Genomic DNA, 23,510 nt, shown 5'->3' with positions numbered 1-23,510 from the left:
CCGTCGATCAGCGCCGGCCGTCGATCAGAAGCGGTGCAGGTAGACCCACGGCAGCCGGTCCATCACGAGTCGGTGCCGGCGGCCCTCGGCGTCGGGGGCGTCGTCGGGAACGGCAGGCTGGTCGCGCTCGGCGCCGTTCGCGGCATCGTACTCGTCGTCCTCCTGCCAGAACACGGTCGTGCGTCGCTCGTTGAACCGACCGACGTAGGGGCGCACCTCGCCGCTCCGCAGCTCGGCGAGTGCAGCGTCGACGGATGCCGCGTGCTGCAGGCCGTGCAGCGTGACCCACGTCGGCGGCCACAGCGTCATGGCGCCGGCGGCGTGCCGCTCGAGCGCGTCGACCGGACGCAGCCACTCGGCATCGGTGACCTCGTCGGGCGCCAGCCGCAGCTCGCCGTCGGGCACGCGCACGGCGAAGAACGTCGTCGTGAGCTGCTTCTGCGAGCCTTTCGGCGGGGTCCAGTGCGAGAACGGCACGAGCTCGGCGGGGTCGATCTCGAGGCCGACCTCCTCACGCGTCTCGCGCACGGCGGCCCTGCGGGCGGCTTCGATGCCGTCGATCGGATCTCCTGCGGCATCCGCCTCGTCGACCGCACCGCCCGGGAAGACCCACGCACCGGCGAACGAGCCGCGGTCGCGCGGTCGCTCGGCGAGGAGCACTTCGACCCCGCGCTCGCCATCGCGCAGCAGCACGACCGTCGCCGCGGCACCGGTGGTGGCGGGATCGGTGAGGGATTCGAGGTCGCTGTCCATGCCCTCAGACTAGGCCGCGCGGCACGCGAGCACACGGGTCGCGGCGTACTCCGAACTGGGTTGCGCCGATACACTGCGGGCATGGACGAGACCTCTTCCGGCCCCTCCGTCGGCGAGCCGGTCTCGGCGGTCGCGACGCTCGTGCGGGCGCCGAATCCCGGACCGATGACGCTCGACGGCACGAACTCCTTCGTGCTGCGCGCGCCTGGTGCCGCGGGCTGCGTGGTCGTCGACCCCGGCCCCGACGACGCCGGGCATCTCGCCCGGCTCGCCGCCGACGGCCCCGTCGAGCTCGTGCTCGTCACGCACCATCACGCCGACCACACCGAAGGGGTCGCCCGGTTCGCCGCGATGACGGATGCCCCGGTGCGTGCCATCGATCGCAGGCTCTGCCTCGGCGCTCCGCCGCTCAGCGATCGCGAGCGCATCAAGGTTGCAGGCCTCGAGATCGAGGTCGTCGCCACGCCGGGACACACCGCGGACTCGGTGTGCTTCGTGCTGCCCGCCGACGCGGCGCTCGGCGTGAAGGATGCGATTCTGACGGGCGACACGATCCTCGGTCGGGGAACGACGATCATCTCCGACCCCGACGGGGCGCTCGGACCGTACCTCAGCTCGCTCGAGCGGCTGCGGGCGCTCGGCTCCGAGGCGCCCGTGCTCGTGCTGCCCGGCCACGGACCGGTGCTCCCCGATCTCGCCGAGATCTGCGACGCCTACCTCGCCCATCGCGCTGAGCGGATCGAGCAGATTCGTGCCGCCCTCGCCGAGCTCGGCGCGGACGCGTCGACCGCTGCCGTCACCGACCTCGTCTACGCCGACAAGGATGCCTCGGTGCGAAGTGCAGCCGAGGCATCCGTTCGAGCGCAATTGCGGTACCTGCGCGGCACCGCGTAGCCGTCAGGCTGCGACCGCGAAGCCGCCGGTCCAGCCGATCTTCTCCTGCACGGCGAGCGTGAGCTGGAGGAAGCCGACGGACTCGAGCTCGCGGGCACGCGACAGCGAGCCTGCGTCGACCGCAGCGACGCCGCCGGCACGCACGACCTCGGCGAGGGCGTTCTTCGCGTCGACGTCGTCGCCGGCGATGAGCACGGTGGTCGGCTGGCCACCGACGGTCTTCGCGGCGAGCGTCGAGGCGAAGTTCGTATTGAACGCCTTGAGCACGCGGGAATCGGGGAGGGCCTTCGCGAGCTCGCTCGCCTTCGAGCCGTCGGCCGGCGTGACGAGGGAGTCGAAGGTCTCGAAGTTCAGGGGGTTCGTGATGTCGACGACGATCTTGCCGGCGAGCTCGGCGCCGCGAGTCGCAACGATCTCGTCGAGCGCGGGGTGCGGCACGGCGAGCACGACGATGTCGCCCGTGATGGCCTCTGACGTGTCTCGGCCGATGTACTCGACGGTGTTGCCGCCGGCGGTGACGATGTCGCCGATGACGCTGCCCATGTTGCCGGATCCGATGATGCTGACGGTGGTCATGTGTGTTCCTCTCGGCGCCGCAGGGGCGCATTACTTGTCGGTACAACCAACACTCTAACGGCAATCAGTTGTAGCGTCAACCAATGCGGTAGGATGAAGACATGAGCAGCGACACGAGATGGCTGAGCACCGAGGAGTCCGCCGCCTGGGTGCGGCTCGTCGCGCTCACAGAGCTACTGCCGAACGCACTCGATGCACAGCTCCTCCGCGACGCGGGCCTCACCCACTTCGAATACGGCGCCCTCATGGCACTCGCCGGGGCGCCCGAACGCACCATGGTCATGACCGAGCTCGCCTCGCGCACCAATGCCACCCTGCCGCGCCTCTCCCACGTCGCTCGCCGGCTCGAGGAGCGCGGCCTCATCGAGCGTTCTCCATGCCGCACCGACCGCCGCGCCACGAACGCGCGGGTCACCGAGGCCGGTCTCGACCTCATCGACCAGGCGGCGCCCGGTCACGTCGACACCGTGCGCGCGAACGTGCTCGACCTGCTCACCGAGGAGCAGATCGGCCAGCTCTACCAGATCGCGGGCGCCGTGCTCGCGAAGCTCGATCCCGAGGAGCGCCTCGCCGCCACCTCGTGCCAGTTCAGCGAGGGCCCGGCGGTCGCGCGCGCGGGGTGACGTAGCGCGAGGGTGGTTTCGATACGCGTCCGGCTTCGCCGGGCGCTACTCAACCACCGGTCTGCTCTCGGCAGCACTGCCGTGAGCGGCATCCGCCCCACGGCGCAGCGTGCCCGCGCAGGCTGGAGACATGAGCAACTATGAGACCCCTCCGATCCTCCCGATCGACGCCGAGCTGACGAAGCGGCTCTTCCACGAACGCATCATCGTGCTCGGCGACGAACTCGACCAAGCGGGCGGCAACCGCCTGGTCGGGCAACTCATCACCCTCGCGGCCGACGACCCGCGCCGAGACATCCGCTTCTGGATCAACTCCCCCGGCGGCTCGGTCTCGGCGATGCTCGCGATCGCCGACGTCATGCGCTCGATCCCGAACGACGTCTCGACGATCGCCGTCGGCATCGCGGCGAGCGCGGGCCAGTTCCTGCTCTCGGCCGGCACGCCGGGCAAGCGGTTCGCGCTGCCGCACGCGCGCATCCTCATGCACCAGGGATCCGCGGGCATCGGCGGCACCGCCGTCGACGTCGAACTGCAGGCCGACGACCTGCGCTACACGCGCGACACGGTGCTCGGCCTCGTCGCGGAGTTCACGGGCCAGCCCGTCGAACGCATCGCCGAGGACTCCCTGCGCGACCGCTGGTACACGGCGACCGAGGCCGTCGACTACGGCTTCATCGACCGCATCGCCGACGGCTTCGACGAGATGTACCCGCAGGCCCTCCGGCCCCAGTCCGGAATACAGGCACCGACCGGATTGCGAGTGACCGCATGACCAGTTACACGATCCCCTACGTCATCGAGAAGCGCGGCAACTCGGAGCGCTCGCTCGACGTCTACAGCCGGCTGCTCTCGGAGCGCATCGTCTACCTCGGCACCGAGATCGACGACGGCGTCGCGAACGTGCTCATCGCGCAGTTCCTGCATCTCGCCTCGGAGTCGAACGACGTGCCGATCAGCCTCTACGTGAACTCCCCCGGCGGCTCTCCGGGCGCCGCGCTCGCGGTGTACGACACGATGCAGCACATCCGGCCGGATGTCACGACGACGTGCGTCGGCCAGGCCGGCGGGCCTGCCGCGGTGCTCCTGGCCGGTGGGGCGAAGGGGCAACGCGCGATCCTGCCGCACGGGCGGGTGATCCTGCACCAGCCGTCGACGCAGGGACGCGGCTCGATCCCGGACCTCATCCTGCACGCCGACGAGGTGGTGCGCGTGCGCGCCGAGCTCGAGGCGGCGCTCGCCGCCGACACCGGCCGTGATGCCGTCACGCTCCGGCACGACACCGATCGCGACCTCATCCTCCCCGCGGCTGCCGCGGTCGAGTACGGCCTCGCCGATCACGTGCTCACGGCGCAAGTGCCGATCGGGGCGGCGAGCGTCGCGGCGTCCTACGCGGCGAGCAGGTAGGCGTCGAAGCGCGCGGGAGCCGGTGCCGGGTCGGGCATGGCGATGTCGGGCATGGCGTCGGGAGTGGCGAGCGGATGCTCCGGCACGGCGTCGGCGCGGAACGCGAACGAGGCCTCGACCCGCAGGAGCTCGCGCCGCTCGGCGTTCCGGCGCTCGGCCTCCTGCCGCTCGCCGAGCACCTCGCCGACACGGCGGACCACGTCGACGAGCGCGAGCCCGAGCGCGTCGGCCACCGAGCCGAGCACCTCGGACGACGGCTCCTTGCGGCCGCGCTCGATCTCGGAGAGATACTGCGGCGAGACGCCCGCGGTCGACGCGACCTCGGTGAGGATGCGCTCCTGCTCGAGTCGCTCGCCGCGCAGCACCTCGCCGAGCACGTGCCGCCACAGCGGCTTGGACGTGGGCGAGCCAGTGGCCCGCGTGAACTCGACGACCTTGCCCATGGCACGAGGGTAGCCGCGGCATCCGCTCGGGAACAGGCTGATCCGCTCAGAGCAGAACGAGTGGGTCTCTCTCAGGCTCAGCGGGGGTCGTAGGTGAGGCAATCCGCCTCGACGGCGCCCGGGCCGACGCGAACGGATGGCGCCGTGCACTCGAGCGAGGAGTTGTGCACGCACTCCGCACGCTGGCAGGCGCCGACGTGGGTGAGCACCTTGTCGAGCCCGCCCTTCGTGCCGAGCGGGATGAACGTGGCGCACTCGGCATCGCCGATGGAGCCGCCGATCGTCACCGCCGCCGCATGGCAATGCGAGTGGTCGTTGTAGGAACATCCGGAAACCGAACACTCGCTGACTGCGGGCATGTCGTCAAGGGTCATGCTCATGGTGACCTCCACTGCGTCTCGACCGTGCAATACCGAGATGCTAGCCCGGACACCCGGCGGCGCACAGCAGTTGCCGCCCGAATTTCCGCAGATCACGGGCAGTTTCTATTGAGGGGAGGCTAACCTACCCGGCCCGGATGCGAGCCCGCCGACGCCGTCAGGCGGGCGGGTTCTCGGGATCGAGCGTGTCGATCGTGTCCTGCTCGACCTCGTTGTCGGCGTCGAGCTCGTTGGCGTCGGGCCCGAGTTCCTCGGCGTCGTTGCCCTGCTCGGGGCGCACCTTCTCGGGCTCGCCGACGTCAGGGGTGTTCTCGTCGGGGTCGCGTCGCTCGAACGGCTCGCGTGGGTCGGTCATCATCGCTCCATAACTCGCCGGTAGGGGTGCGTCCAGCCTGCGCCCGGTCGCGGCATCCGTCAACTGCTTGACAGCACCGCGCCGCGACGCGCGCGGCGATTGCCACTGGCTGGACTGCGACGGCCGCGACAGAATGAACCCAGACACTCGGAGGTGGGCGATGTCAACCGAATTCGTGCTGTGGTCGATGCTGGGCCTGTATGGCGCCGTAGGCGGCCTGCTGCTCCTCGCCGCATTGTGGTCGATCATTCGCGCGAAGCGCTGAGCATCGAGGAGCAACGGCGTGCCGGTGACGAGCGCGGGACTGCTGCTCTACCGCGAGGGCGAGGAGCTCGAGGTGTTCATCGCGCACATGGGCGGCCCCTTCTGGGCGCGCAAGCGCGAGGGCGCGTGGTCGATCCCGAAGGGCGAGTACGACGCCGGCGAAGATCCGCTCGCCGCCGCCCGGCGCGAGTTCGCCGAGGAGATCGGGGTTGCGGCCCCCGACGTCGGCTACGCCGACCTCGGGTCGTTCCGCTACACGTCGGGCAAGCTCATCCGCGTGTTCGCCGGCGCCGCTGCCGACTTCACCATCGACGAGGTGCGCAGCAACACCTTCGAGGTGGAGTGGCCGCCGCGATCCGGCCGGCGGCAGTCGTTCCCCGAGATCGACGACGCGGCCTGGGTCACGGTGACGGAGGCGCGCTCGCTGCTCGTGGCCGGGCAGCGACCCGCCCTCGATGCACTCGAGCTCCGCCTCGCGGCAGCCGCCGAGTAGGGCGCGCCGTCACGCGGGCTTGGTCGCCTTGCCGTCGAGCCAGAGCATCTCGGACTCGTCGCGATGCACGCCGTCGGTGCCGACGTGCTTCACGTCGATCTGCGGGCCCTTCTTGATGACGTGCACGAGCGCCATCGCATGGCCGCGGCCGAGGTCGTAGTCGGCCTTCAGCCAATCGACGATCACACCGGCCTTCACCGCCGGGTCATCGAATCCCTTCTCGTGAGCAAGAGCGATGAACTGGCGCGGGGTCAGGCCCGTCTTCTCCTCGATGTTGTCGAGGTATGCCTGGAACGACATGGTGGGGTCCTTTCGGTGAATCGGTTCGAACGGCGGTGAACATCAGGCGACCGGGGTTCCGCCGGCCGTGCCGGGGGCTTCCGCCTTCGCTGCGCGTCGTCGTCGGCCCAGCGACCGTCGTTCCTCGATCGACGGATCTGGGCCATCCCAGACCTTGATCATCGCCCAGCCCACTGCCGCGATCGGGACGGAGAGCACGGCGCCGACGATGCCGGCGAGGATCGTGCCGGCCGTCAGCGCAACGAGGATGACGAGCGGATGCAGCTTCAGGGACTGCGCCATGACGACGGGTTGCAGGAAGTTGCCCTCGAGCTGGTTCACTCCGATCACGATCGCCACGACGATGAGGGCAACGCCCGGCCCGTTCGCGACGAGCGCGACGAGGGCGGCGAGGATTCCGGTGATCGTGGCACCGACGATCGGGATGAAGGAGCCGAGGAAGACGATGACCGCAAGCGGCAGCGCAAGCGGCACCTGCAGGATGGCGAGGCCGATGCCGATGGCCGCCGCGTCGACGAACGCGATGACGGCGGTGCCGCGCAGGTAGCCGCCGAGCACGTTGACGCTCGTCTCGCCGATTCTGCGGCCGCGAGCGAGCTGCGCCCCGCGGAAGGGACGCAGGAAGAACGCCCAGATGCGGTCGCCGTCTTTCAGGAGGAAGAAGAGCAGGACCACCACGAGCAACGCACCGGTCAGCACTTCGGCCGCCGCCTCCACCCCGGCGAGCGCTCCCGTGCCGAACTCGGCGCTCGTGAAGAATTCGACGACCGCATCGCGCGCAGCGTTGATCTGCGCCTGATCGATCGGCACCGGCAGTGTCTGGAGCCAGGCGAGCAACTCGTCGAAGCCCTCGTTCGCGGAGATGACGAGCTCTCCCCATTGATCGCGCACCGCGAACACGATGAGCGTGATGATCGCGCCGAGCAGGAGGATGCCGCCGAGCAGGGTGATCCATGCGGCGAGGATCGAGGACACGCCGTGCCGGCGCAGCCAGCCCACGAGCGGGGCTGCCGCCGCCGCGAGGATGATCGAGATGAGCACGGGGATGACCAGGAGCTTCACCTGCACGAGCGCCCAGATGGCGAGGGCCGCGAGGGCGACGACGATGAGCACCTGCAGGCTCCGCGTGGACCAGCGGCCGAGGCGATCGTGCCACATGGAGCCGAGCGCTGCGGGGGTCGAGGCGTCCTCGATGTCACGCTCGAGGGCGTCGTCGCGCGGGGGCTCGGCCGGGGTCGTGTCAGGTCGCTTGAAGAGCCGCATTCCGCCACCCTATTGCTCGAACGGCGGCGCTCGCTCAGGCCGAGCCGCTCCACGGCGCCGGCACGAGTACCCAGCACACCTCGGCGGGCGCGTCATCCTCTGCGTGCCAGGTGTGCGGTTCGCGACCCGGGAACGTCAGCGCATCGCCCGTCTCGAGTCGCACCGATCGGTCGGCGAATCGCACCGTGACCGCTCCCTCTACGACGTGCAGCACCTCGACGTCGCAGTTCACGGTGTAGAGCTCTTGGCCGCCGTGCGCTCCGGGTTCGAGGGCCGACCGGATGAGCTGCACGCGGGATTCACCGCGGGGCGACATGAGCAGCTCGCTGACCCCGACGCCGCCGAGGTTGATGTGCGGTGCGTCGGCGCGCGTGATGCGCTGGATCTCGGGCTCGGCGAAGAGCGCGCCGACGGGAAGGGACAGCACCTGGCAGAGCTGCACGAGGGTGGCGACGCTCGGCGAGGTCTCGTCGCGTTCCACACGGCTGAGGAAGCCCTTGCTCAGGCCGCTCGAGTCGGCGACCTGCGCGAGCGTGAGGCCCTGCGCGATGCGGGTGCTTCGGAGCTTGGCGCCGATCGGCGTTCCGGCAGCGTCGGCTGAAGGGTGGATCGGCCGCATGAGGCTCCCCTCTCGTCGCGTCGTCGAACACGTTCCAGCCAGGCCTTGACGGCGGCACGGGCCGCGGCTTACAGTTACGGCAAGTTTCCTCAACAGTACCGGAAGTTTCGTAATATGCAACTCACTCCTGAACCGAGCGCCGATCACACCGGAGCGGATGTCGCCACCCCGACCGACGGCATCCGCGGCCCCGTCGACGCGAGCGTCGTGCCGCGCTTCGCCGGCATCGCGACGTTCGCCCGGCTGCCGCGGCTCGACGAGGTGGGGCACGCTGCGATCGCGATCGCGGGCGTGCCGTTCGACAGCGGAGTGAGCTACCGACCCGGAGCGCGCTTCGGGCCGGCGCACGTACGCGAGGCCTCGCGGCTCCTCCGCCCCTACAATCCCGCGCAAGACGTGTTCCCGTTCGGCGCGCAGCAGGTGGCGGATGCCGGCGACCTCGTCGCCAACCCGTTCGACATCGCCGAGGCGGTTCGCCAGATCGAAGCGGGTGCGGTCGCCCTCGGGGAGCACGCCGACCGCATCGTCGCGATCGGCGGCGACCACACGATCGCCCTGCCGCTGCTCCGCGCGGTGAACGCGAAGCACGGCCCGGTCGCGGTGCTGCACTTCGATGCCCACCTCGACACGTGGGACACCTACTTCGGCGCCCCGACCACGCACGGCACACCGTTCCGCCGTGCCTCGGAGGAGGGCCTCATCGACCTGACGGCGAGCATGCACATCGGCATCCGCGGCCCGCTCTACGCGAAGTCCGACCTCGAGGACGATGCCCGGCTCGGTTTCGCGATCGTGACGAGCGAGCAGCTCGAGGAGCAGGGGGTCTCCGCGGCGATCGAGCGCATCCGCGCGCGCATCGGCCAGGCACCGCTCTACGTCTCGATCGATATCGACGTGCTCGATCCGGCACACGCGCCGGGCACCGGCACCCCCGAGGCGGGCGGTCTCACGAGCCGCGAGCTGCTCCGAATCATCCGGAGCCTCAGCGATCACGACATCGTCGGCGCCGATGTCGTCGAGGTCGCGCCCGCCTACGATCACGCCCAACTGACGGCCGTGGCGGCGAGTCACGTCGCCTACGAGCTCATCAGCGCGATGGCGCCGCGCACCACGACCGCCACCACCACCGTCCAGGCGAAGGAGCCGAACCGATGAACGCACCGACCGAACCCACCCGCGACGCGGTGCTCGCGGCGGCATCCGAGATCGTCGACGCCTTCGCCGCGACCGACGGCGAGCGCTACTTCGCCGCATTCGCCCCCGACGCGAGCTTCGTCTTCCACACCGAGCCCGAGCGGCTCGCCGACCGGGCAGCGTACGAACGGCTCTGGGCGGGATGGGTCGACGGCGGCTGGCGCGTCGTCTCCTGCACGTCGAGCGAGCCGCTCGTGCAGCCGTTCCCGGGTGGCGCCGTGTTCACCCACTCGGTCGCGACGACGGTCGAGACCGGCGAGGGCAACGAGTCCTACCGCGAGCGAGAGACCATCGTCTTCCGAGTCGAGGCGGCGACGGATGCCGTGTCGCCGCGCCTCATCGCCGTGCACGAGCACCTCTCCCCCATGCCCGACGCGTCCGACGCATCCTGACGCCCACTCCAACCCGACCCACCACTCAACGAGGAGACCTGACCATGTCGCTCTACTCACGCCTCGAGCAGTACCTCGAGGAACACTCCGATGACGCCGGGCCCGTTCGCGGCACCCTGTCGCTGCCGCGCATCGGCATGATCTGGCTCGCCGCGAACCTCGTGGTGACGACCCTGCTCACGGGCACGCTCTTCGTGCCGGGCGTCGACTACGGCCTCGTCGTCGTGCTCATCATCGTCGGCACGCTCATCGGCGCCGCCGTGCTCGTGACCGTCGGCAACATCGGCACGCGCACGGGCCTGCCGACGATGGCGCTCACCCGCGGGCCGTTCGGCACGCGCGGCAGCCTGCTGCCGGTCGCCGCGAACGTCATCATCCTCATGGGCTGGAGCTGGGTGCAGGCGATGCTCGCGGGCATCGCGCTCGATTTCCTCGTGGCATCCGTCACCGGGTTCTCGAGCCCCGTGCTGTTCGCGGTGATCTGCCAGACCCTCGTCGTCATCCTCGCGATCTTCGGTCACACGGGCATCGCGCGCGTCGAGCCGTGGCTCGCCGTGCTCATCCTCGGCATCATCGCGTACATCTTCGTGGTCGCGTTCACGACGTATGCACCCGCGGAGTTCGCCGCGATCCCGGCCGACGCGTCGATCGGCTACACGCCGATCCTCGTGCTCGACGTCGTCATCGCCACCGCGATCTCGTGGACGGTGCTCTCGGCGGACTTCAACCGCTTCGCGACGTCGAGCAAGGCCGGCATCATCGGCTCGGGGGTCGGCTACACGCTCTCGACGGTCATCTCGATGGTCGTCGGCGCAACCGCGATCGGCTATGTCGTACTCTCGGGTGGCGAGGCCGTTCCGTTCGACCCGGTGACGATCGTCACGCCGTTCGGCGCCCCGCTCGCGGTGGTGATCTTCCTGTCGGTCATGGCCACGAACACGATGGTCGTGTACGGCATGGTCACGACGATCGTGAACGCCGTGCCGGGCGGCACGAAGCTGAAGTTCCTGCCGACCGCGCTCATCGTTGGCGTCATCTCGATCGTCGGGTCGACCTGGTTCGGGCTGCTGAACCAGTTCACGACGTTCCTCGTGACCATCGGCGCCCTCTTCGCGCCGGTGTTCGCGATCATGATCGCCGACTACTACATCGTGAAGCGGGGGGCGTACACGCGCGACATCCTGCGCTCGCGCGACGGGCGCTATTGGTACCTCGCGGGCGTGAACTGGGCTGCGATCGTCGTGTGGCTCATCGGTGCGGTCGCAGCTTACGTCTTCACCTACGTGTGGCCCACGCCGGTCGGCGCGACGATCCCGGCCTTCGCGCTCACGTTCGTGCTCTACCTGCTGGTCTCGCTGCGCGAGCGCTCGTCGGCACCGGCGGTGAGGAGCGAGCACCTCTCGGATGCCGCGGCGCAGCCGATGCCGCATGCGTGACCTGAGCCAGCCGCTGCGCACGGGCATGCAGGTCTACCCCGGCGATCCCGGCGTGGACCTGTCGCCCGCGCTCGAGCTGGAGCGCGACGGCGCCGCGGTGTCCGCCCTGCACCTCGGATCGCACAGCGGCACCCACGTCGATGCGCCCGCGCACACCGTCGCCGGCGGGCGCACGATGGACCGTGTCGCGCTCGACGAGCTCGTCGGTGAGGCGCTCGTGATCCACCTCCACGGTCTCGGCGACGGCGACACCATCACGAGTGAGGCGCTCGGCGAGCTGCCGCAGAGGGTGCCGTCGATCGTGGTGATCGAGACGGGGTGGGCCCGGCATTTCGGCACCGAACGTGCGTTGCGGCATCCGTCGCTCGATGCCGGCGCCGCCCGTCACCTCGTCGCCCGGGGCATGCACGTGCTCGCCGTCGACACGCTGAGTCCCGACCCGACGGATGCCGCGGGCACGAGCGAGTTCCCGGTGCACGACGTCGTGCTGGGCGGCGACGGCCTCATCGTCGAGAACCTCACCGGGCTCGAGGGCCTGCCCGCCCGCGTGCGGATCGGCGTGTTCCCGTTGCGGCTCGATGCCGACGGGGCGCCGGTGCGGGCGGTCGCGTTCCTCGACTGAGTGACTGGTGGTGGTTTCGATACGGCCCTGGCGGGCCTACTCAACCACCGTGGGCGTCAGCTGATCGTCGCGAGCTGCTCCTCGACCCACTCGGGAACCACGATGCTCGCGGGCCCGTGCCGCACCTCGTCGAAGAGCGGGGTGATCTCGCTCGCGGCGAGGTTCAGCTCGATCGTGCGGGCGCCGAACTCCGTCGCGACCATCACGAATCCCGCGGCCGGGTAGACCCCGCCCGACGTGCCGATCGCCGCGAACAGGTCGCACCGCACGAGTGCCTCGTCGATGCGGTCGAGCTCGTACGGCATCTCACCGAACCAGACGACATCGGGCCGCAGCATCCGCTCTCCGCAATTCGGGCAGGGTGGCCGCTCGATGAGGTCGGCCGAGTGCGGAGAGCGGTCGCCGCACGATTCGCAGAGGGCCATGAAGAGATCGCCGTGCATGTGCACGACTCGCTCGGATCCGGCGCGTTCGTGCAGGTCGTCGACGTTCTGCGTGACGATGAGGAAGTCGTCGCCGAGCAGTTGCTCGAGCCGGGCGAGAGCGAGGTGCGCCGGATTCGGCTCTGCTTGCGCCGCGGCGCGCCGCCGTGCGTCGTAGAACCGATGCACCGTGTCGGGGTCGCGCGCGAATCCCTCGGGCGTCGCGACGTCTTCGACGCGGTGCCCCTCCCACAGTCCGCCCGCGTCGCGGAACGTGGGCACGCCGCTCTCCGCCGAGATCCCGGCACCGGTCAGGACGACGACCCGCATGTGTCAGCGCCTCGAGCCGCTCGGCGTGGTCGACCAGACGGCGAGCGCGACGAGCACGGGCTGGAAGAACAAGCGGATGAACCGCGCCCGATCGGTCGAGAGCCCGAACGCATCGCGCCGCCCGGCCCATTGCGCGAGGTTGCCGGGGAAGACGGCGACGAAGAACGCCGCGACGATCGCCCCGATGCGCCGGCGCTCCCGCGGCAGCACGAGGAGCGCGCCGCCGAGGCCGATCTCGGCGACGCCCGACGCGACGACGACGGCGTCAGGGTCCATCGGCACCCAGTCGGGCACTTGCGCACGGAACTCGCGCCGCGCCCAGAAGAGGTGGCTGACGCCCGCGAAGACGAGACCGGATGCCAGGGCGATGCGCCCGATCGTTCGCGCGGGCGTGGACCGCGCGACGCCGGGTCTCGGGCTCATCGCTCGATCGACTTCGTGCCGCGCGGCCGCACGAGCGAGCGGAGCACGAAGAACACGATGACCGCGACCACGGCGACGACGGCGAGCTTGGCGATGAACCACAGCACACTGAACGCGACATCGACGAGGATCCAGGCGATGATGACGGCGACGATGACGCCGATGACGGTCCATACGTTCCGACTCATGCTTCGAGGCTAGCCGAGCGCTCCGATGCTCGGCTCAGAACGGCGGTGATTCGTTGGTCGTATCGAGGCGTGGTGGCGGGCCGGTCGAGTCGGCGCTGATCGAGCCGGCAGCGCTCGAGGCAGGGGCGTTCGAGCCGACGCCGACCGGGATGCTGCGTCTCGGATGGGTGACATGCGTGCGCCCGGCCGGTGACGTCCACTCGAGCACGCCGCCCGACATGTGCTGCACCGACCAGGACGACTCGTGCTTCAGATGGTGGTGGAGGGCGCAGAGATGGGCGAGATTGTCGAAGGCCGTGCGACCTTCGTGCTGCCAGTCGACGCTGTGGTCGACCTCGCACCCTGCTGCGCGTCGATTGCAGCCGGGGAACCGGCAGCCGCCATCGCGAACCTCGAGCCACCGCTTGAGATCTGCCGGCGGCCGATAGCTCGCGCGGTCGACGTCGAGCACCGTGCCGGACACCGGGTGAGTGAGCAGGCGCGTGAACGAAGGCGCCATCGCGGCGAGTCTGCGCGCGATGGCGGCGTCGATGGGGCCGTAGCCGTCGAGCTCGCCGGGGTCGGCGGAGTGGCCTGCGAGCGTCAGGACCGGCACCGTCACGTGCACGGTGGGCTGCACCGTCGCCGCGGCGTCGGCGAACACCGACTCATCCGCGAGTCTGCCGTGGAGCAGGAGATCGCGGGTCGCGTCTGCTCGGAGCTGATCGCGGCTCCTGGCATCGTCGCCGCCAGAGTCGCCGCAAGCGCCATCGCCGTGGCCGTCACCGGCGGCTCGCGCGATGCGATCGAGCCGGTCTTTGATCAGCAGCGCGTCTTCAGCGGGCAGGAACGCGTGCAGCCACGCCATGCCGTCTCGCGCGGTCTCGAGCTCGACACGGCGTTCGGCGCGGGCCGCACGATGGCGGGCTTCGAGGGACTCGATGCCGAGCTTCTCACGCAGCGCACGGGCCCTGACTCGCAGGGTTGCGGCGGTCGTGCCGGTCGCAATGATGGCGAGCTGCTCGTCGAGGCGAGCGCGCAGGCCCGGATCATCGTCGAGGTCGGTCGTCTCCTGCACGATGACCGCGGCGTGGCGGGAGCTGATCTGGCCGTTGCGCATGGCCCGCAAAGTGGCCGGCAGGGTGGTGGAGAGGGCCCAAGCCTCGGAGATCTGACGCTCCATGGTGCGCTCGGGGACGTGCAGGGCGGTCGCGAGCTCGGCCGTGACGCTGCGATGGGCCATCTCGCGACGGCGTTGCGCGGAGAGCGTGTTCGGGACGAATGCCTCTTCGCTGCGCAACGCGTGGCCGACGGTGAGGAAGATCACGTCGACCTGCATCGCCGCGTTCATCGCCTCGATGCGCTGGGCCTGCACGGCCGCCTCGATCAGCTCGGCCAAGCCGTCTTGCGCGATCGCGTATGGCGAGCGGGGCTCATCTTCAATCAGTGCCGCAGGATGCTCGGAATAGCCACTTGACCAGCCATTCGAGCCACCACGATGCATACCTTCATCCTAGCGGAATTCGAACATGCGTTCGAGGGTTGTGGAGAACTTCAGGCCACTCGGACGCGGCCGCGACCCGCGGACCGGCTCGGTGCGGGCCGGGATACGCTGGCCCTGCGCGCTGCCGCGGCCCGCGGCATCCGCTCGCCTTCGCTTTCCACTGGAGGACCAATGCCCGATGCGAACACGGCCGGTGCGCCGGCGCTGCACCCCGACACCGTCGCCGTCATCGCGGGGCGTCCGCCGCACACGCCCGACCAGCCGATGAGCGTGCCGGTTCACCTCACGTCGACCTACGTCGCCGGCGGCGAGCTCGAGTACGGGCGCTACGGCAATCCCTCTTGGACCGCGTTCGAAGACACGCTCGGCGCCCTCGAGGGCGGACACTGCGTGTCGTTCGCCTCGGGCATGGCCGCGATGGCAGCGGTGCTCGACCTGGTCGAACCGGGCGGAACGGTCGTGGCACCACGCCACTCCTACACGGGCACGGTCGCCATGCTGAAGGAGCTCGAGACCAAGGGCCGAGTGAAGGCCGTCTTCGTCGACATCACCGACATCCAAGCGGTGACGGATGCCTCCGCGGATGCCGCGATGGTGTGGTTCGAGTCGCCGACGAACCCGGCGCTCGAGGTCGCCGACATTCCCGCGATCGTGCGCGTCGCCCACGAGCATGGAGCCCTCGCCGTGGTGGACAACACGTTCGCGACGCCGCTGCTGCAGCGTCCGCTCGAGCACGGCGCCGATCTCGTCGTGCACTCGGCGACGAAGTACATCTCGGGGCACAGCGATGTGGTCATGGGCGCCGTGATCGCGGCGTCGGAGGAGCTCGCCACCGCGGTCGTGGCGCACCGTTCCCTGTTCGGCGCGACGCCGGCGCCCCTCGAGACGTTCCTCGCGCTCCGCGGCCTTCGCACACTGCCCGTGCGCCTGGAGCGCGCGCAGGCCAACGCGCAACAGCTCGTTCGGCGACTCGAAGGACATGCCGCACTCGAGGAGGTGCGCTACCCGGGATTCGGCGCCATCGTCTCGATCGTCGTGCGCGGCGGGGCCGAGCCGGCCGACGCGCTCGTGCAGCGCACGAGCATCTGGGTGCACGCCACGAGCCTCGGCGGCGTGGAGTCGACCTTCGAACGCCGGCGGCGGTGGCCCCTCGAGCAGCCCACGATTCCCGAGGGGCTCGTGCGGCTTTCGGTGGGTCTCGAGCACGTCGACGACCTGCACCGCGATCTCTTGGGAGCGCTCGACTCGCTGATCGAGACGGCTCCTTGAGCTCTATCACCCCGCCTGCTCGTATCAACAAAAGTTGACACACGGCCCGCCATCAACCATAGTTGATGCGTGGCCGCCTTCCCCGAACTCCCATCACCGGCGAATCCCGACGACGCCCTCGCGGCGGTCGTCGCCTTGCGCCGGCTCGCCGCCTCGCTCGAACGCGAAGCGGTCGACCACGCCCTTGAGCAGGGCTGGAGCTGGCGACGCATCGGCGAGGCGCTCGGCATGAGCGCGCAAGCGGCCCACAAACGACTCGCACCCGGGAAGCGCCGCTTCCCCGACCTGGAGGCATGACATGAGCCGAATCGACGACATGCGACTGATCGCGGAACTGCTCTCCGTGGCCGAGCGTGAGGCTCGAGCCGGCGGCGACGAACGGCCCGGCGCCGAGCACCTGCTGCTCGGGGCAACAGAGGTGGGCGACCCGTCAGCCCGCGATGCGCTCGCACGATGGGATGCCTCGCCCGACGACATCCGCGCCGCGATCGTGGCGGTGCATGCGCACGCCCTTGCGGGGCTGGGCCTCGACCCGGCATCCGCGGCATCCGTGGCATCAGCCGCACCGATCGACGCGGCGCCGCCGCGCGCCTACCGAAGCGACGCGAACGCGCAAGCGGTCTTCACGCGGGCCGGCGAGCTGGCCCGCTCGAGCCGCCCGCGCGGCCTACGCACCGCGCACGTGCTGCTCGCCATCGCTGAGAGCGAAGCCGGCACCGCCCGGCGTGTTCTGCGCGAACTCGAGATCGAGCCCGACGAGCTCGCGGTCGCCGCGAACGCCGCACTCGAGGCGGGTGGCACGGCCCCCTAGGCCGCGTAAGGGAAGACGCCGACCCGCCCGTCGCCCGGGATCCTCCGCACGCTGGTGCGCGGCGGGTTCATGTCGACTCCTTGTGTTGACCTGGCACTCGGGGGAAGTCCTCGGCGAGCGCCGCCTCGATCAGCCCGAGCGAGTCGTAGCCATCGAGGATCGCGCCGGTCTCACGCGCCCGCTCCTGAAGCCCTCGATCGGCGAGCACGCGCGCAACGCCCGCGGCGATGCGTCGAGGAGACGGACGCTCGGTGCGCAGGTCGACCGCGACACCGTTGTAGGCGAGGCGGGCATTGATGTCGTTCTTCCCCTCGCGGGTGCCCGCGAGCAGCAGCGGCACTCGGTACTGCAGCGCGAGCATCACGCTGCCGTGTCCGCCGTTGCAGACGAAGACATCGGCATGCTGGAACAGCTGGTGGAAGTCGATGAAATCCTCGATGATCACGGAGGGCAGCGGGTAACGCCGCCGCAACTCCGCCGTGCCGGAACCGGCGGTCACGGCCACCACGAGCGTGTCGCCTCCGGCGAGCGCCTCGATCGTCGGCGCGATGAGTTTCGACGGATCGCGGTTGTCGACGGTGCCCTGCGACACCACGACGACCTTGCCGTTCCACGCCGCAATTCGCGGATCGAGCGGGGCCGCGGCATCCGTCTTCTGCGGAAGGAGCGCACCGACGTACACCGTGTTCGGCGGAGCTTCGGGGCGCGGGAAGTCGGTCTCTGGGATACCGGACTGGAAGACACGTCTCGCCGTCTGCTCGACGATGAGGAAGACATCGCGTCGCTCCACCGCGGGCAGGCCGGCGACGGCGAACGCCTCGTTGAATGAGGTGAGCCCGCGCTTCAGCGAGCCGAGCACGAGCCTCCAAACGATGCGGTCGCGCACCCGCCCGATGGGGCCACGCGCGGGGCGGAGGCCGAAGAACGGCGGAGGCACGTCGCCCTCAGGGTGCACCGACGGACCGGGATTGATCGCGTAGACGGGCACGTCGAGCGCGCGGGCCACGAGGGCCGAGGCGAAGAAGGCCGAATCGCAGACGAGCAGCTCGAACGGATACTCCTCACGGATCTCCTGCAGGTCGAGGAAGTGGTCGCGCACGGGTGCCGCGAAGACCTTGTCGAAGTCGAAGGCGAGCCGCTCCGGGCCCCGCAGCCTGGCACGCTCGGGATAGAGCTCGCCGATGTTCTCGTCGGTCACCTCAATGGCACGCCGATAGGGCAACGCGGGCACGCCGAGGCGTTCGACCTTGTGCACGAAGCTCGGCGCGGTGTACCAGGCCACCTCATGCCCGCGGTCGAGCAAGCGGGCTGCGACGCCCGTGAGGGGATTGAAGTGCCCCGCGAAGGGCATGGTCGCGATGAGGATCTTCATGGTGCGCCGCCTCGGGCTTCGGAGTGTGGCTAGATGCCGTTACTAGTGACTACCTCTAGTAGAGTAGACCTCACCATGACGGCCCACAAGACTCCAGACGCTCCCGCACCCCTCACTCGCAAGGAGCGAGCGGGCCGCACCCGTGCTCGCATCCTCACAGCGGCACTCGCAGAGTTCACGGCGAAGGGGTATCACGCCACGACGATGGCCGCGATCGCCGCTGAGGCCGGCGTGGCCGTGCAGACCGTGTACTTCGTCTTCGGCACCAAACCGGCACTGCTCCAGGAGCTGCTCGGCGTCGCTGTGATGGGCCAGTCCGACGACGGGCTCCCCGTGCAGCGCCCTGAAGACTCCGACTGGTTCCGCGAGGCACTCGAGTCGAGCGACGGACGCCGCGCCCTGGCCTCGTTCGTGCACGGATCGATGCCGGTCTACTCGCGCGCAGCGGCGGTTGCCGAGACGGCGCGCGTGGCCGCGCAGACCGACCCTGATGTCGCCGACGTCTATGCGCAAGCGGAGGCACGCCGCATCGAGGAGTTCGGTCGCGTCATCCGAGCCCTCGCCGATCACGATGCCTTGCGTTCCGACCTCACGATCGCGCAGGCGACCGCCGTGCTCGCGACGGAATTCGGTCCTCAGAGCTACCTCGGCTACACCGCCGGGCATGGATGGACGGATGCCGCGCTGGCCGAGTGGATGTCCGACGCGCTCGCCCGGCTGTTGCTGCGCTAGACCTACCCCGCCGGTGCGTCAGCCCTGCACGCGCCCCGACGACGCCGCGATGCGCTTCAGGAGCGGTGGCTTCGCGAGCACCCACGCGACGACCATGACGATGACGGATGCCGCGAACACCCCGAAACCGATCCAGTCGTCGGTGTCGCGCACGGCGTACATCTGGTTGAGCTTGCGGAGCGCTCCGGTGGTGAGCACGAGCACGACGTGCACGAAGGTGAACGCAATGAAGAACAGCATGACCGGGTAGTGCAGAGTCTTCGCGAGCTTCTCGGGGAAGGCGCGCACGAGCGGTCCTTCGAGCGGCCACGCCGACGAGAGTCGCAACCCGGTGAGAATGGCGAGCGGTGACGCGATGAACACGACCGTGAAGTACGCGAGTTGCTGGAGCGAGTTGTAGACGACCCAGGAGTTCTCGGTCGGCCACTCGAGCGAGGCGTATTGAAGCGCCGCTGAGATCGCGTTCGGCACGACGGCCCAGTCGGTCGGCACGATGCGCACCCATTGCCCGGTCGCGAAGAGGAGCACGACGTAGCTGAGCCCGGTGAGCACCCAGAGCGCGTCGAGCCAGAGGTGGAACCACAGGAAGATGCCCATGCGCCGCGGCGAGCGCTTGGTGCGCGGCCACCGGGTGTTGTCGCGTGTCCAGAATCCGGGCGGCCGCTTCTTCGAACGCAGCTGGTAGCCGGTGCGCACGATGAGCAGGAGGAAGAACGCGTTGAGGAAGTGCTGCCAGGCAAGCCATGCGGGGATGCCAGTCGGCGCCCATTCCGGTGGCGGCACGATGCCGGGATAGGTCTCGATGAACGACTGCCCCGCCGGCAGCTCACGGAACCAGCGCGCGAGCAGCACGACGACGACGAGCGAGACGACGGCGATGAACGTGGTCCACAGCACCCGCTTGCGCTGCGCCCTCCACCATTCGGCGGCGCGAGTGGACTTCGTCGAGGTCATGGTCATCTCGGGAGGCGGTTCCTTCTCCGGCACGCCGGGAGAGCTTGGGTCCGGTGGCGTGGGCAAACGTGGCCGCAGCGGTGAATTGCGGATGCCTCGACGATAGCGCCGGCCGCTGGGAGCACGAAGTCGTGGCGCAACAGGCGGACACGCAGGATCATCGGGTGCCGCCGCCTGAGCTCACTCGCTGCGGGCCGCCGTCTGCGCGAGCAGCCAGTCCATGGCGTCGGGCACGACGTCGAGCACCGAGATGTGCCCGTCGTCGAGCCGCATCCAGAGCCGGGCGTTCGGCAGCCGGCCCAGCATCGAGACGGCGTGGCTGCGCGGGACCACGCGATCGAGCTCACCCTGCACGAGCAGCACCGGCGCGGCGACCGCCTCGAGGTCGAATCCCCACGGCGACGCGAAGGCGACGTCGTCGTCGATGAGCCCGTCGTCGCCGAACGCCTCGGAGCGGCCCACGTCGGCGCCGAGCGACGACCAGGTTCCCTCGAGGGCGGCGAAGTCGGCCGGCAGGAACTGCTCGGGATCGAACTCGTCGGTCTCGGCGAAGAGCGCGCGCGCCGCGCGACCCTGCAACGCGGCCTGCAGCCCGCCCGGAGAGCGCATGCCGCCGAACCAGTCGAACTCGTCGGTGTAGGGCGCGATGCTCGCGAGCGTCGCGACGCCCGTCACGCGATCGGGCAGCAGCGCGGCGCACGCGAGCGCGTGCGGCCCGCCGCCGGATGCTCCCATCACCACGAACCGGTCGACGCCGAACGCGTCGGCGACCGCCGCGACATCCGACGCCGCCGACGCCACATCGCGCCCAGGCCGCGGCGACGAACCGCCATAGCTCGGTCGCGCAGCGGAGAGCACGCGGACGCCGCGTGCCGCCGCCGCCTCGAGCACCGGGTCGAGCGGGGCGCCGGTCTGCGGCGAACCGTGGTGCCAGACGAGCACGAGCCGCGCCGAGGCATCCGGCCCGCTGTCGTAGGCGCGGAGCACTCGCCCGTCATCGAGGGCCACGTCGAGTTCGATGACCATGCTGCTCCTGCTTCGTCGAAGGCCCGCCTGGATTCCGGCGCCCGCGATGCCAGCCTAGGCTGGTGCGGGTGATGAGCCGCTTCTTCTCGGGCGTCGGAATGCTGCTGCGCGGCTTCGGCTTCTGGCGGCGACGGCCGGCGGTGATGATGCTCGGGCTCATTCCGGCGGCGATCGTCTTCATCGCCGTAGTGGCCGCGCTCGTCGCCCTCGGGCTCGGCCTGCCGTGGCTCACCGAATGGCTCACCCCGTTCGCCGACGAATGGGACGACCCGTGGCCGGGCCTCGTGCGCGGGGCGATCGGCGCCATCGTGCTCGCCGCGGCCGTCGTGCTCGCGGCCGTGACGTTCACGGCGCTCACCCTTGCCGTCGGCGACCCCTTCTACGAGCGCATCTGGCGTGCGGTCGAGCTCGAGCTCGGCGGCGAGGTGCCCGAGCAGGGCGCGGGAGTGTGGCGGTCGATCCTCGACTCGGGTCGGCTCATCGCGTTGGGCCTGCTCGCCGCGATGGGGGTCGGCGTCACGGCGTTCATCCCGATCGTCGGGGCCGTGCTCGCACCGACGCTCGGGGTCATCCTGTCGGGCCGGCTGCTCGCGATGGAGCTCACGTCACGGGCGTTCGACGCTCGCGGCATCCGTTCGATCGCCCGGCGTTCGGTGCTGCGCGGTCGCGGCGCCGAACTGCTCGGCTTCGGCGTCGCGACGCAACTCCTCTTCATGGTGCCGCTCGGCGCGATCTTCACGATGCCGGCGGCCGTGGCGGGCTCGACGCTGCTCGCCCGATCGGCGCTCGACGCCGCTGCCGCCGCTGCTGCTGCCGCCGCCGCTCCTGCCGAGCCGACCCCGCGGCCGCGCTAACCGGCCTGCGTCGGCGCCCGGCCGTCGAAGAGCAGCATCGGCACAGGTCCGAACGGCATCGACCGCACTCGGAATCGACGGATGTCGCTGCCGACGAACCCCGCTGCCTCGAGCGCCGGCTGGGGATCGCGATCCCAGTGGCATCCGTGGCAGAACCGCTTCGAACACGGCGTCGCGACGAGTTGCACGAGGCGCTTCAGGGTGCCGGGCGGTGCGATCACGTGGTCGACGAGCACGATGCGGCCGCCCGGCACGAGCACGCGGCGGAGCTCGGCGAGCGTGGCGTCGACGTCGCCGACCGAGCAGAGCACGTAGGTGCCGACGACCGCGTCGATCGAGTGGTCGGGCAAGGGGATCGATTCCGCCCGCGCATCGAGCGGCACAGCGGAGTGCTTCCACTCACGCGCTCGCGTGGCGAGCTCGGCGCGGCGCTTCGCGTCGGGCTCGAGGCCGACCCACTCGACATCGGGATGGAACGCGCCGAAGTTCTCGCCCTCGCCGGCGCCGATCTCGAGCACGCGCCCGCGCACCCGCGACACGAATTCGCGCTCGAGCTCGTCGAGGGCGTCGTCGTCGATCAGGACCATGCTCGCACCGTACCGCGTTGCGAGATTTCCGGCGAGGGGATGTCTGTTCGCGCACTGCCGGCACAAAGAGAACGCATAGACGGCCCACCGGAGATCGAGAGGAACATGGAGTTGATTCGACTCGAACGCCGACCGCCGACCGAGAGGACACCCCCATGACCCACGACGCCACCGAGACGAAATGGCGCGACGCAGAAGGCCAGATCATCGACGAGGAGGACCGAGGGCTCGTCTACGACATCCGCACGCTCGTCGACCGGCGGAAGGCCCTCGGCCTGTTCGGCGGCATTGCGGCGACCTCGCTGCTCGCCGCGTGCTCCGCCTCGCCGACGCCGACAGCGAGCGCGAGCCCGAGTGCCTCGGCGTCGACCACACCGACCGCCACCCCCGAGGCCACCGCGACGTCGGGACCGCTCACCGAGGTGCCCGACGAGACCGGCGGCCCGTTCCCGGGCGACGGATCGAACGGGGTCAACGTGCTCGACGACTCGGGAGTGGTTCGCCGCGACATCCGCTCGAGCTTCGGCTCGTCGACCACCACCGCACCGGGTGTGCCGCTGACGATCAACCTCACCGTGCGTGAAGCCGCCACGGGCAATGCAATGGCGGGCGCCGCCGTGTACCTGTGGCATTGCAATCGCGACGGCGACTACTCGCTCTACAGCTCGGGCGTCGAGAACGAGAACTACCTGCGCGGCGTGCAGGAGGCCGACGCGACCGGAACCGTGAGCTTCACGTCGATCTTCCCAGGCGCGTACGCGGGCCGGTGGCCGCACATCCACTTCGAGGTGTACTCGGATGTCGCGACGGCCGTCGCGTCGGGTCCGATCGTGAAGACGTCGCAGATCGCCTTGCCGAAAGAGGCATGCGATGCGGTCTACGCCACGTCGGGCTACGAGCAGAGCGTGCGCAACATGAACTCGACGAGCCTCGCGTCCGACAACGTCTTCGGCGAAGACGGCGGCATCCACCAGATCGCGAGCATGTCGGGGTCGGCGTCGGCCGTGTACACCGCGGCGCTCACGATCGGGGTGTGACCGCGTGACCG

Annotated in this window: 31 protein-coding genes; 15 read left to right on the top strand and 16 right to left on the bottom strand. The window is 70.0% G+C overall.

Annotation, left to right across the window (positions count from 1 at the left end; all coding sequences use genetic code 11):
• Nucleotides 1-24: 24 nt before the first annotated feature.
• Nucleotides 25-753 (bottom strand): NUDIX hydrolase, encoded by a 729-nt coding sequence (locus tag ESP51_RS02255; RefSeq protein ID WP_129519247.1) that lies wholly within the window; start codon nucleotides 751-753, stop codon nucleotides 25-27.
• 81 nt (nucleotides 754-834) lie between these two features.
• Here ESP51_RS02255 and ESP51_RS02250 point away from each other — a divergent pair, with 81 nt between their 5' ends.
• Nucleotides 835-1,647 carry an MBL fold metallo-hydrolase gene (locus ESP51_RS02250; RefSeq protein WP_129519246.1) on the top strand — a complete coding sequence of 271 codons (813 nt, stop codon included), beginning with the start codon at nucleotides 835-837 and terminating at the stop codon, nucleotides 1,645-1,647.
• A gap of 3 nt (nucleotides 1,648-1,650) precedes the next feature.
• On the opposite strand, the gene ESP51_RS02245 is transcribed toward ESP51_RS02250, so the two are convergent.
• Entirely contained in the window at nucleotides 1,651-2,223 is a 573-nt protein-coding gene (locus tag ESP51_RS02245) for an NADPH-dependent F420 reductase (protein ID WP_129519245.1), read from the bottom strand.
• Nucleotides 2,224-2,324: 101 nt separating this feature from the next.
• Here ESP51_RS02245 and ESP51_RS02240 point away from each other — a divergent pair, with 101 nt between their 5' ends.
• The 3 genes from ESP51_RS02240 to ESP51_RS02230 all read left to right on the top strand — a co-directional run bounded on the left by ESP51_RS02240 (nucleotide 2,325) and on the right by ESP51_RS02230 (nucleotide 4,250).
• Nucleotides 2,325-2,846 (top strand): MarR family winged helix-turn-helix transcriptional regulator, encoded by a 522-nt coding sequence (locus tag ESP51_RS02240; RefSeq protein WP_129519244.1) that lies wholly within the window; start codon nucleotides 2,325-2,327, stop codon nucleotides 2,844-2,846.
• A gap of 130 nt (nucleotides 2,847-2,976) precedes the next feature.
• Nucleotides 2,977-3,618: a ClpP family protease gene (locus tag ESP51_RS02235; protein WP_129519243.1), complete on the top strand. Its 642-nt coding sequence runs from the start codon at nucleotides 2,977-2,979 to the stop codon at nucleotides 3,616-3,618.
• Nucleotides 3,615-4,250 carry a ClpP family protease gene (locus ESP51_RS02230; RefSeq protein WP_129519242.1) on the top strand — a complete coding sequence of 212 codons (636 nt, stop codon included), beginning with the start codon at nucleotides 3,615-3,617 and terminating at the stop codon, nucleotides 4,248-4,250. Before ESP51_RS02235 ends, ESP51_RS02230 begins: the two co-directional genes overlap by 4 nt.
• On the opposite strand, the gene ESP51_RS02225 is transcribed toward ESP51_RS02230, so the two are convergent.
• The 3 genes from ESP51_RS02225 to ESP51_RS02215 form a co-directional block, all read right to left on the bottom strand.
• Nucleotides 4,232-4,693, bottom strand: coding sequence for a helix-turn-helix domain-containing protein (locus tag ESP51_RS02225; protein WP_129519241.1), 462 nt, complete (start codon nucleotides 4,691-4,693; stop codon nucleotides 4,232-4,234). The genes ESP51_RS02230 and ESP51_RS02225 overlap by 19 nt on opposite strands.
• Nucleotides 4,694-4,770: 77 nt before the next feature.
• A complete protein-coding gene (locus ESP51_RS02220; protein WP_129519240.1) occupies nucleotides 4,771-5,073 on the bottom strand; it encodes a DUF1540 domain-containing protein in 303 nt (100 codons plus the stop codon).
• 157 nt (nucleotides 5,074-5,230) lie between these two features.
• Nucleotides 5,231-5,428: a hypothetical protein gene (locus ESP51_RS02215; RefSeq protein ID WP_129519239.1), complete on the bottom strand. Its 198-nt coding sequence runs from the start codon at nucleotides 5,426-5,428 to the stop codon at nucleotides 5,231-5,233.
• A 283-nt stretch (nucleotides 5,429-5,711) separates the two neighbouring features.
• Between ESP51_RS02215 and ESP51_RS02210 the strand changes: the two genes are divergently transcribed.
• Nucleotides 5,712-6,185, top strand: coding sequence for an NUDIX hydrolase (locus ESP51_RS02210; protein ID WP_129519238.1), 474 nt, complete (start codon nucleotides 5,712-5,714; stop codon nucleotides 6,183-6,185).
• A 9-nt stretch (nucleotides 6,186-6,194) separates the two neighbouring features.
• Here ESP51_RS02210 and ESP51_RS02205 read toward each other — a convergent pair whose 3' ends face one another.
• The 3 genes from ESP51_RS02205 to ESP51_RS02195 are packed head-to-tail and all read right to left on the bottom strand — an operon-like array spanning nucleotide 6,195 to nucleotide 8,367.
• Entirely contained in the window at nucleotides 6,195-6,485 is a 291-nt protein-coding gene (locus ESP51_RS02205; protein WP_129519237.1) for a DUF4287 domain-containing protein, read from the bottom strand.
• A gap of 42 nt (nucleotides 6,486-6,527) precedes the next feature.
• A complete protein-coding gene (locus ESP51_RS02200; RefSeq protein WP_241842928.1) occupies nucleotides 6,528-7,748 on the bottom strand; it encodes an AI-2E family transporter in 1,221 nt (406 codons plus the stop codon).
• Between the two features lie 34 nt (nucleotides 7,749-7,782).
• The gene (locus ESP51_RS02195) at nucleotides 7,783-8,367 is read right to left on the bottom strand and encodes a cupin domain-containing protein (protein WP_129519236.1); all 585 of its coding nucleotides are present in this window, start codon (nucleotides 8,365-8,367) and stop codon (nucleotides 7,783-7,785) included.
• A 114-nt stretch (nucleotides 8,368-8,481) separates the two neighbouring features.
• Here ESP51_RS02195 and speB point away from each other — a divergent pair, with 114 nt between their 5' ends.
• From speB to ESP51_RS02175, 4 genes are read left to right on the top strand one after another with little or no spacing between them, the layout of a single operon-like run.
• Nucleotides 8,482-9,522, top strand: coding sequence for an agmatinase (speB, locus tag ESP51_RS02190; RefSeq protein WP_129519235.1), 1,041 nt, complete (start codon nucleotides 8,482-8,484; stop codon nucleotides 9,520-9,522).
• On the top strand, nucleotides 9,519-9,953 hold the full coding sequence (locus ESP51_RS02185) for a YybH family protein (RefSeq protein WP_129519234.1): 435 nt from the start codon (nucleotides 9,519-9,521) through the stop codon (nucleotides 9,951-9,953). The genes speB and ESP51_RS02185 overlap by 4 nt, the downstream gene beginning before the upstream one ends.
• Before the next feature lie 44 nt (nucleotides 9,954-9,997).
• Entirely contained in the window at nucleotides 9,998-11,389 is a 1,392-nt protein-coding gene (locus ESP51_RS02180; protein ID WP_129519233.1) for a purine-cytosine permease family protein, read from the top strand.
• Nucleotides 11,382-12,011 (top strand): cyclase family protein, encoded by a 630-nt coding sequence (locus tag ESP51_RS02175; protein ID WP_129519232.1) that lies wholly within the window; start codon nucleotides 11,382-11,384, stop codon nucleotides 12,009-12,011. Before ESP51_RS02180 ends, ESP51_RS02175 begins: the two co-directional genes overlap by 8 nt.
• Before the next feature lie 56 nt (nucleotides 12,012-12,067).
• Here ESP51_RS02175 and ESP51_RS02170 read toward each other — a convergent pair whose 3' ends face one another.
• Genes ESP51_RS02170 through ESP51_RS02155 form a run of 4 tightly spaced genes read right to left on the bottom strand, consistent with a single transcriptional unit; the run spans nucleotide 12,068 to nucleotide 14,752 of the window.
• Nucleotides 12,068-12,763, bottom strand: a complete 696-nt coding sequence (locus tag ESP51_RS02170) for an NAD-dependent deacylase (protein ID WP_129519231.1) — start codon at nucleotides 12,761-12,763, stop codon at nucleotides 12,068-12,070.
• 3 nt (nucleotides 12,764-12,766) lie between these two features.
• The gene (locus ESP51_RS02165; RefSeq protein ID WP_129519230.1) at nucleotides 12,767-13,186 is read right to left on the bottom strand and encodes a DoxX family protein; all 420 of its coding nucleotides are present in this window, start codon (nucleotides 13,184-13,186) and stop codon (nucleotides 12,767-12,769) included.
• Entirely contained in the window at nucleotides 13,183-13,374 is a 192-nt protein-coding gene (locus ESP51_RS02160; protein WP_129519229.1) for a hypothetical protein, read from the bottom strand. Before ESP51_RS02160 ends, ESP51_RS02165 begins: the two co-directional genes overlap by 4 nt.
• Nucleotides 13,375-13,408: 34 nt before the next feature.
• A complete protein-coding gene (locus tag ESP51_RS02155) occupies nucleotides 13,409-14,752 on the bottom strand; it encodes an HNH endonuclease signature motif containing protein (RefSeq protein WP_164990360.1) in 1,344 nt (447 codons plus the stop codon).
• A 276-nt stretch (nucleotides 14,753-15,028) separates the two neighbouring features.
• Between ESP51_RS02155 and ESP51_RS02150 the strand changes: the two genes are divergently transcribed.
• From ESP51_RS02150 to ESP51_RS02140, 3 genes are all read left to right on the top strand, one after another.
• A complete protein-coding gene (locus tag ESP51_RS02150) occupies nucleotides 15,029-16,126 on the top strand; it encodes a trans-sulfuration enzyme family protein (protein ID WP_129519227.1) in 1,098 nt (365 codons plus the stop codon).
• A 69-nt stretch (nucleotides 16,127-16,195) separates the two neighbouring features.
• Nucleotides 16,196-16,423 carry a helix-turn-helix domain-containing protein gene (locus tag ESP51_RS02145; protein ID WP_129519226.1) on the top strand — a complete coding sequence of 76 codons (228 nt, stop codon included), beginning with the start codon at nucleotides 16,196-16,198 and terminating at the stop codon, nucleotides 16,421-16,423.
• A gap of 1 nt (nucleotide 16,424) precedes the next feature.
• A complete protein-coding gene (locus ESP51_RS02140) occupies nucleotides 16,425-16,937 on the top strand; it encodes a Clp protease N-terminal domain-containing protein (RefSeq protein WP_129519225.1) in 513 nt (170 codons plus the stop codon).
• Nucleotides 16,938-17,004: 67 nt separating this feature from the next.
• On the opposite strand, the gene ESP51_RS02135 is transcribed toward ESP51_RS02140, so the two are convergent.
• Entirely contained in the window at nucleotides 17,005-18,309 is a 1,305-nt protein-coding gene (locus tag ESP51_RS02135) for a glycosyltransferase (protein ID WP_129519224.1), read from the bottom strand.
• A 75-nt stretch (nucleotides 18,310-18,384) separates the two neighbouring features.
• Here ESP51_RS02135 and ESP51_RS02130 point away from each other — a divergent pair, with 75 nt between their 5' ends.
• The gene (locus ESP51_RS02130) at nucleotides 18,385-19,041 is read left to right on the top strand and encodes a TetR/AcrR family transcriptional regulator (RefSeq protein WP_164990359.1); all 657 of its coding nucleotides are present in this window, start codon (nucleotides 18,385-18,387) and stop codon (nucleotides 19,039-19,041) included.
• An 18-nt stretch (nucleotides 19,042-19,059) separates the two neighbouring features.
• Here ESP51_RS02130 and ESP51_RS02125 read toward each other — a convergent pair whose 3' ends face one another.
• Nucleotides 19,060-20,001 (bottom strand): cytochrome b/b6 domain-containing protein, encoded by a 942-nt coding sequence (locus ESP51_RS02125; RefSeq protein ID WP_338420333.1) that lies wholly within the window; start codon nucleotides 19,999-20,001, stop codon nucleotides 19,060-19,062.
• Between the two features lie 174 nt (nucleotides 20,002-20,175).
• Nucleotides 20,176-21,021, bottom strand: coding sequence for an alpha/beta fold hydrolase (locus tag ESP51_RS02120; protein WP_129519222.1), 846 nt, complete (start codon nucleotides 21,019-21,021; stop codon nucleotides 20,176-20,178).
• A gap of 71 nt (nucleotides 21,022-21,092) precedes the next feature.
• Between ESP51_RS02120 and ESP51_RS02115 the strand changes: the two genes are divergently transcribed.
• Nucleotides 21,093-21,875: an EI24 domain-containing protein gene (locus tag ESP51_RS02115; RefSeq protein WP_241842932.1), complete on the top strand. Its 783-nt coding sequence runs from the start codon at nucleotides 21,093-21,095 to the stop codon at nucleotides 21,873-21,875.
• Here ESP51_RS02115 and ESP51_RS02110 read toward each other — a convergent pair.
• Nucleotides 21,872-22,462, bottom strand: a complete 591-nt coding sequence (locus ESP51_RS02110) for a class I SAM-dependent methyltransferase (RefSeq protein ID WP_129519221.1) — start codon at nucleotides 22,460-22,462, stop codon at nucleotides 21,872-21,874. The two genes, ESP51_RS02115 and ESP51_RS02110, sit on opposite strands and share 4 nt — an antisense overlap.
• Nucleotides 22,463-22,617: 155 nt before the next feature.
• Here ESP51_RS02110 and ESP51_RS02105 point away from each other — a divergent pair, with 155 nt between their 5' ends.
• Nucleotides 22,618-23,499 carry an intradiol ring-cleavage dioxygenase gene (locus ESP51_RS02105; protein WP_129519220.1) on the top strand — a complete coding sequence of 294 codons (882 nt, stop codon included), beginning with the start codon at nucleotides 22,618-22,620 and terminating at the stop codon, nucleotides 23,497-23,499.
• Nucleotides 23,500-23,510: the final 11 nt, after the last annotated feature.

This window comes from Agromyces albus (genome assembly GCF_004134825.1).
In the GTDB taxonomy this organism is placed as follows: Bacteria; Actinomycetota; Actinomycetes; order Actinomycetales; family Microbacteriaceae; genus Agromyces; species Agromyces albus.
This window is presented reverse-complemented; position numbering and strand designations above follow the sequence as displayed.

Coding starts and splice junctions, on each gene's coding strand:
- ESP51_RS02105 (WP_129519220.1), top strand. CDS start 22,618: ATGACCCACGACGCCACCGAGACGAAATGGCGCGACGCAGAAGGCCAG.
- ESP51_RS02235 (WP_129519243.1), top strand. CDS start 2,977: ATGAGCAACTATGAGACCCCTCCGATCCTCCCGATCGACGCCGAGCTG.
- ESP51_RS02220 (WP_129519240.1), bottom strand. CDS start 5,073: ATGAGCATGACCCTTGACGACATGCCCGCAGTCAGCGAGTGTTCGGTT.
- ESP51_RS02160 (WP_129519229.1), bottom strand. CDS start 13,374: ATGAGTCGGAACGTATGGACCGTCATCGGCGTCATCGTCGCCGTCATC.
- ESP51_RS02215 (WP_129519239.1), bottom strand. CDS start 5,428: ATGACCGACCCACGCGAGCCGTTCGAGCGACGCGACCCCGACGAGAAC.
- ESP51_RS02130 (WP_164990359.1), top strand. CDS start 18,385: ATGACGGCCCACAAGACTCCAGACGCTCCCGCACCCCTCACTCGCAAG.
- ESP51_RS02255 (WP_129519247.1), bottom strand. CDS start 753: ATGGACAGCGACCTCGAATCCCTCACCGATCCCGCCACCACCGGTGCC.
- ESP51_RS02180 (WP_129519233.1), top strand. CDS start 9,998: ATGTCGCTCTACTCACGCCTCGAGCAGTACCTCGAGGAACACTCCGAT.
- ESP51_RS02185 (WP_129519234.1), top strand. CDS start 9,519: ATGAACGCACCGACCGAACCCACCCGCGACGCGGTGCTCGCGGCGGCA.
- ESP51_RS02115 (WP_241842932.1), top strand. CDS start 21,093: ATGAGCCGCTTCTTCTCGGGCGTCGGAATGCTGCTGCGCGGCTTCGGC.
- ESP51_RS02230 (WP_129519242.1), top strand. CDS start 3,615: ATGACCAGTTACACGATCCCCTACGTCATCGAGAAGCGCGGCAACTCG.
- ESP51_RS02225 (WP_129519241.1), bottom strand. CDS start 4,693: ATGGGCAAGGTCGTCGAGTTCACGCGGGCCACTGGCTCGCCCACGTCC.
- ESP51_RS02110 (WP_129519221.1), bottom strand. CDS start 22,462: ATGGTCCTGATCGACGACGACGCCCTCGACGAGCTCGAGCGCGAATTC.
- ESP51_RS02170 (WP_129519231.1), bottom strand. CDS start 12,763: ATGCGGGTCGTCGTCCTGACCGGTGCCGGGATCTCGGCGGAGAGCGGC.
- ESP51_RS02165 (WP_129519230.1), bottom strand. CDS start 13,186: ATGAGCCCGAGACCCGGCGTCGCGCGGTCCACGCCCGCGCGAACGATC.
- ESP51_RS02195 (WP_129519236.1), bottom strand. CDS start 8,367: ATGCGGCCGATCCACCCTTCAGCCGACGCTGCCGGAACGCCGATCGGC.
- ESP51_RS02245 (WP_129519245.1), bottom strand. CDS start 2,223: ATGACCACCGTCAGCATCATCGGATCCGGCAACATGGGCAGCGTCATC.
- ESP51_RS02135 (WP_129519224.1), bottom strand. CDS start 18,309: ATGAAGATCCTCATCGCGACCATGCCCTTCGCGGGGCACTTCAATCCC.
- ESP51_RS02200 (WP_241842928.1), bottom strand. CDS start 7,748: ATGCGGCTCTTCAAGCGACCTGACACGACCCCGGCCGAGCCCCCGCGC.
- ESP51_RS02240 (WP_129519244.1), top strand. CDS start 2,325: ATGAGCAGCGACACGAGATGGCTGAGCACCGAGGAGTCCGCCGCCTGG.
- ESP51_RS02150 (WP_129519227.1), top strand. CDS start 15,029: ATGCCCGATGCGAACACGGCCGGTGCGCCGGCGCTGCACCCCGACACC.
- ESP51_RS02205 (WP_129519237.1), bottom strand. CDS start 6,485: ATGTCGTTCCAGGCATACCTCGACAACATCGAGGAGAAGACGGGCCTG.
- ESP51_RS02120 (WP_129519222.1), bottom strand. CDS start 21,021: ATGGTCATCGAACTCGACGTGGCCCTCGATGACGGGCGAGTGCTCCGC.
- speB (WP_129519235.1), top strand. CDS start 8,482: ATGCAACTCACTCCTGAACCGAGCGCCGATCACACCGGAGCGGATGTC.
- ESP51_RS02140 (WP_129519225.1), top strand. CDS start 16,425: ATGAGCCGAATCGACGACATGCGACTGATCGCGGAACTGCTCTCCGTG.
- ESP51_RS02125 (WP_338420333.1), bottom strand. CDS start 20,001: ATGACCATGACCTCGACGAAGTCCACTCGCGCCGCCGAATGGTGGAGG.
- ESP51_RS02250 (WP_129519246.1), top strand. CDS start 835: ATGGACGAGACCTCTTCCGGCCCCTCCGTCGGCGAGCCGGTCTCGGCG.
- ESP51_RS02175 (WP_129519232.1), top strand. CDS start 11,382: ATGCGTGACCTGAGCCAGCCGCTGCGCACGGGCATGCAGGTCTACCCC.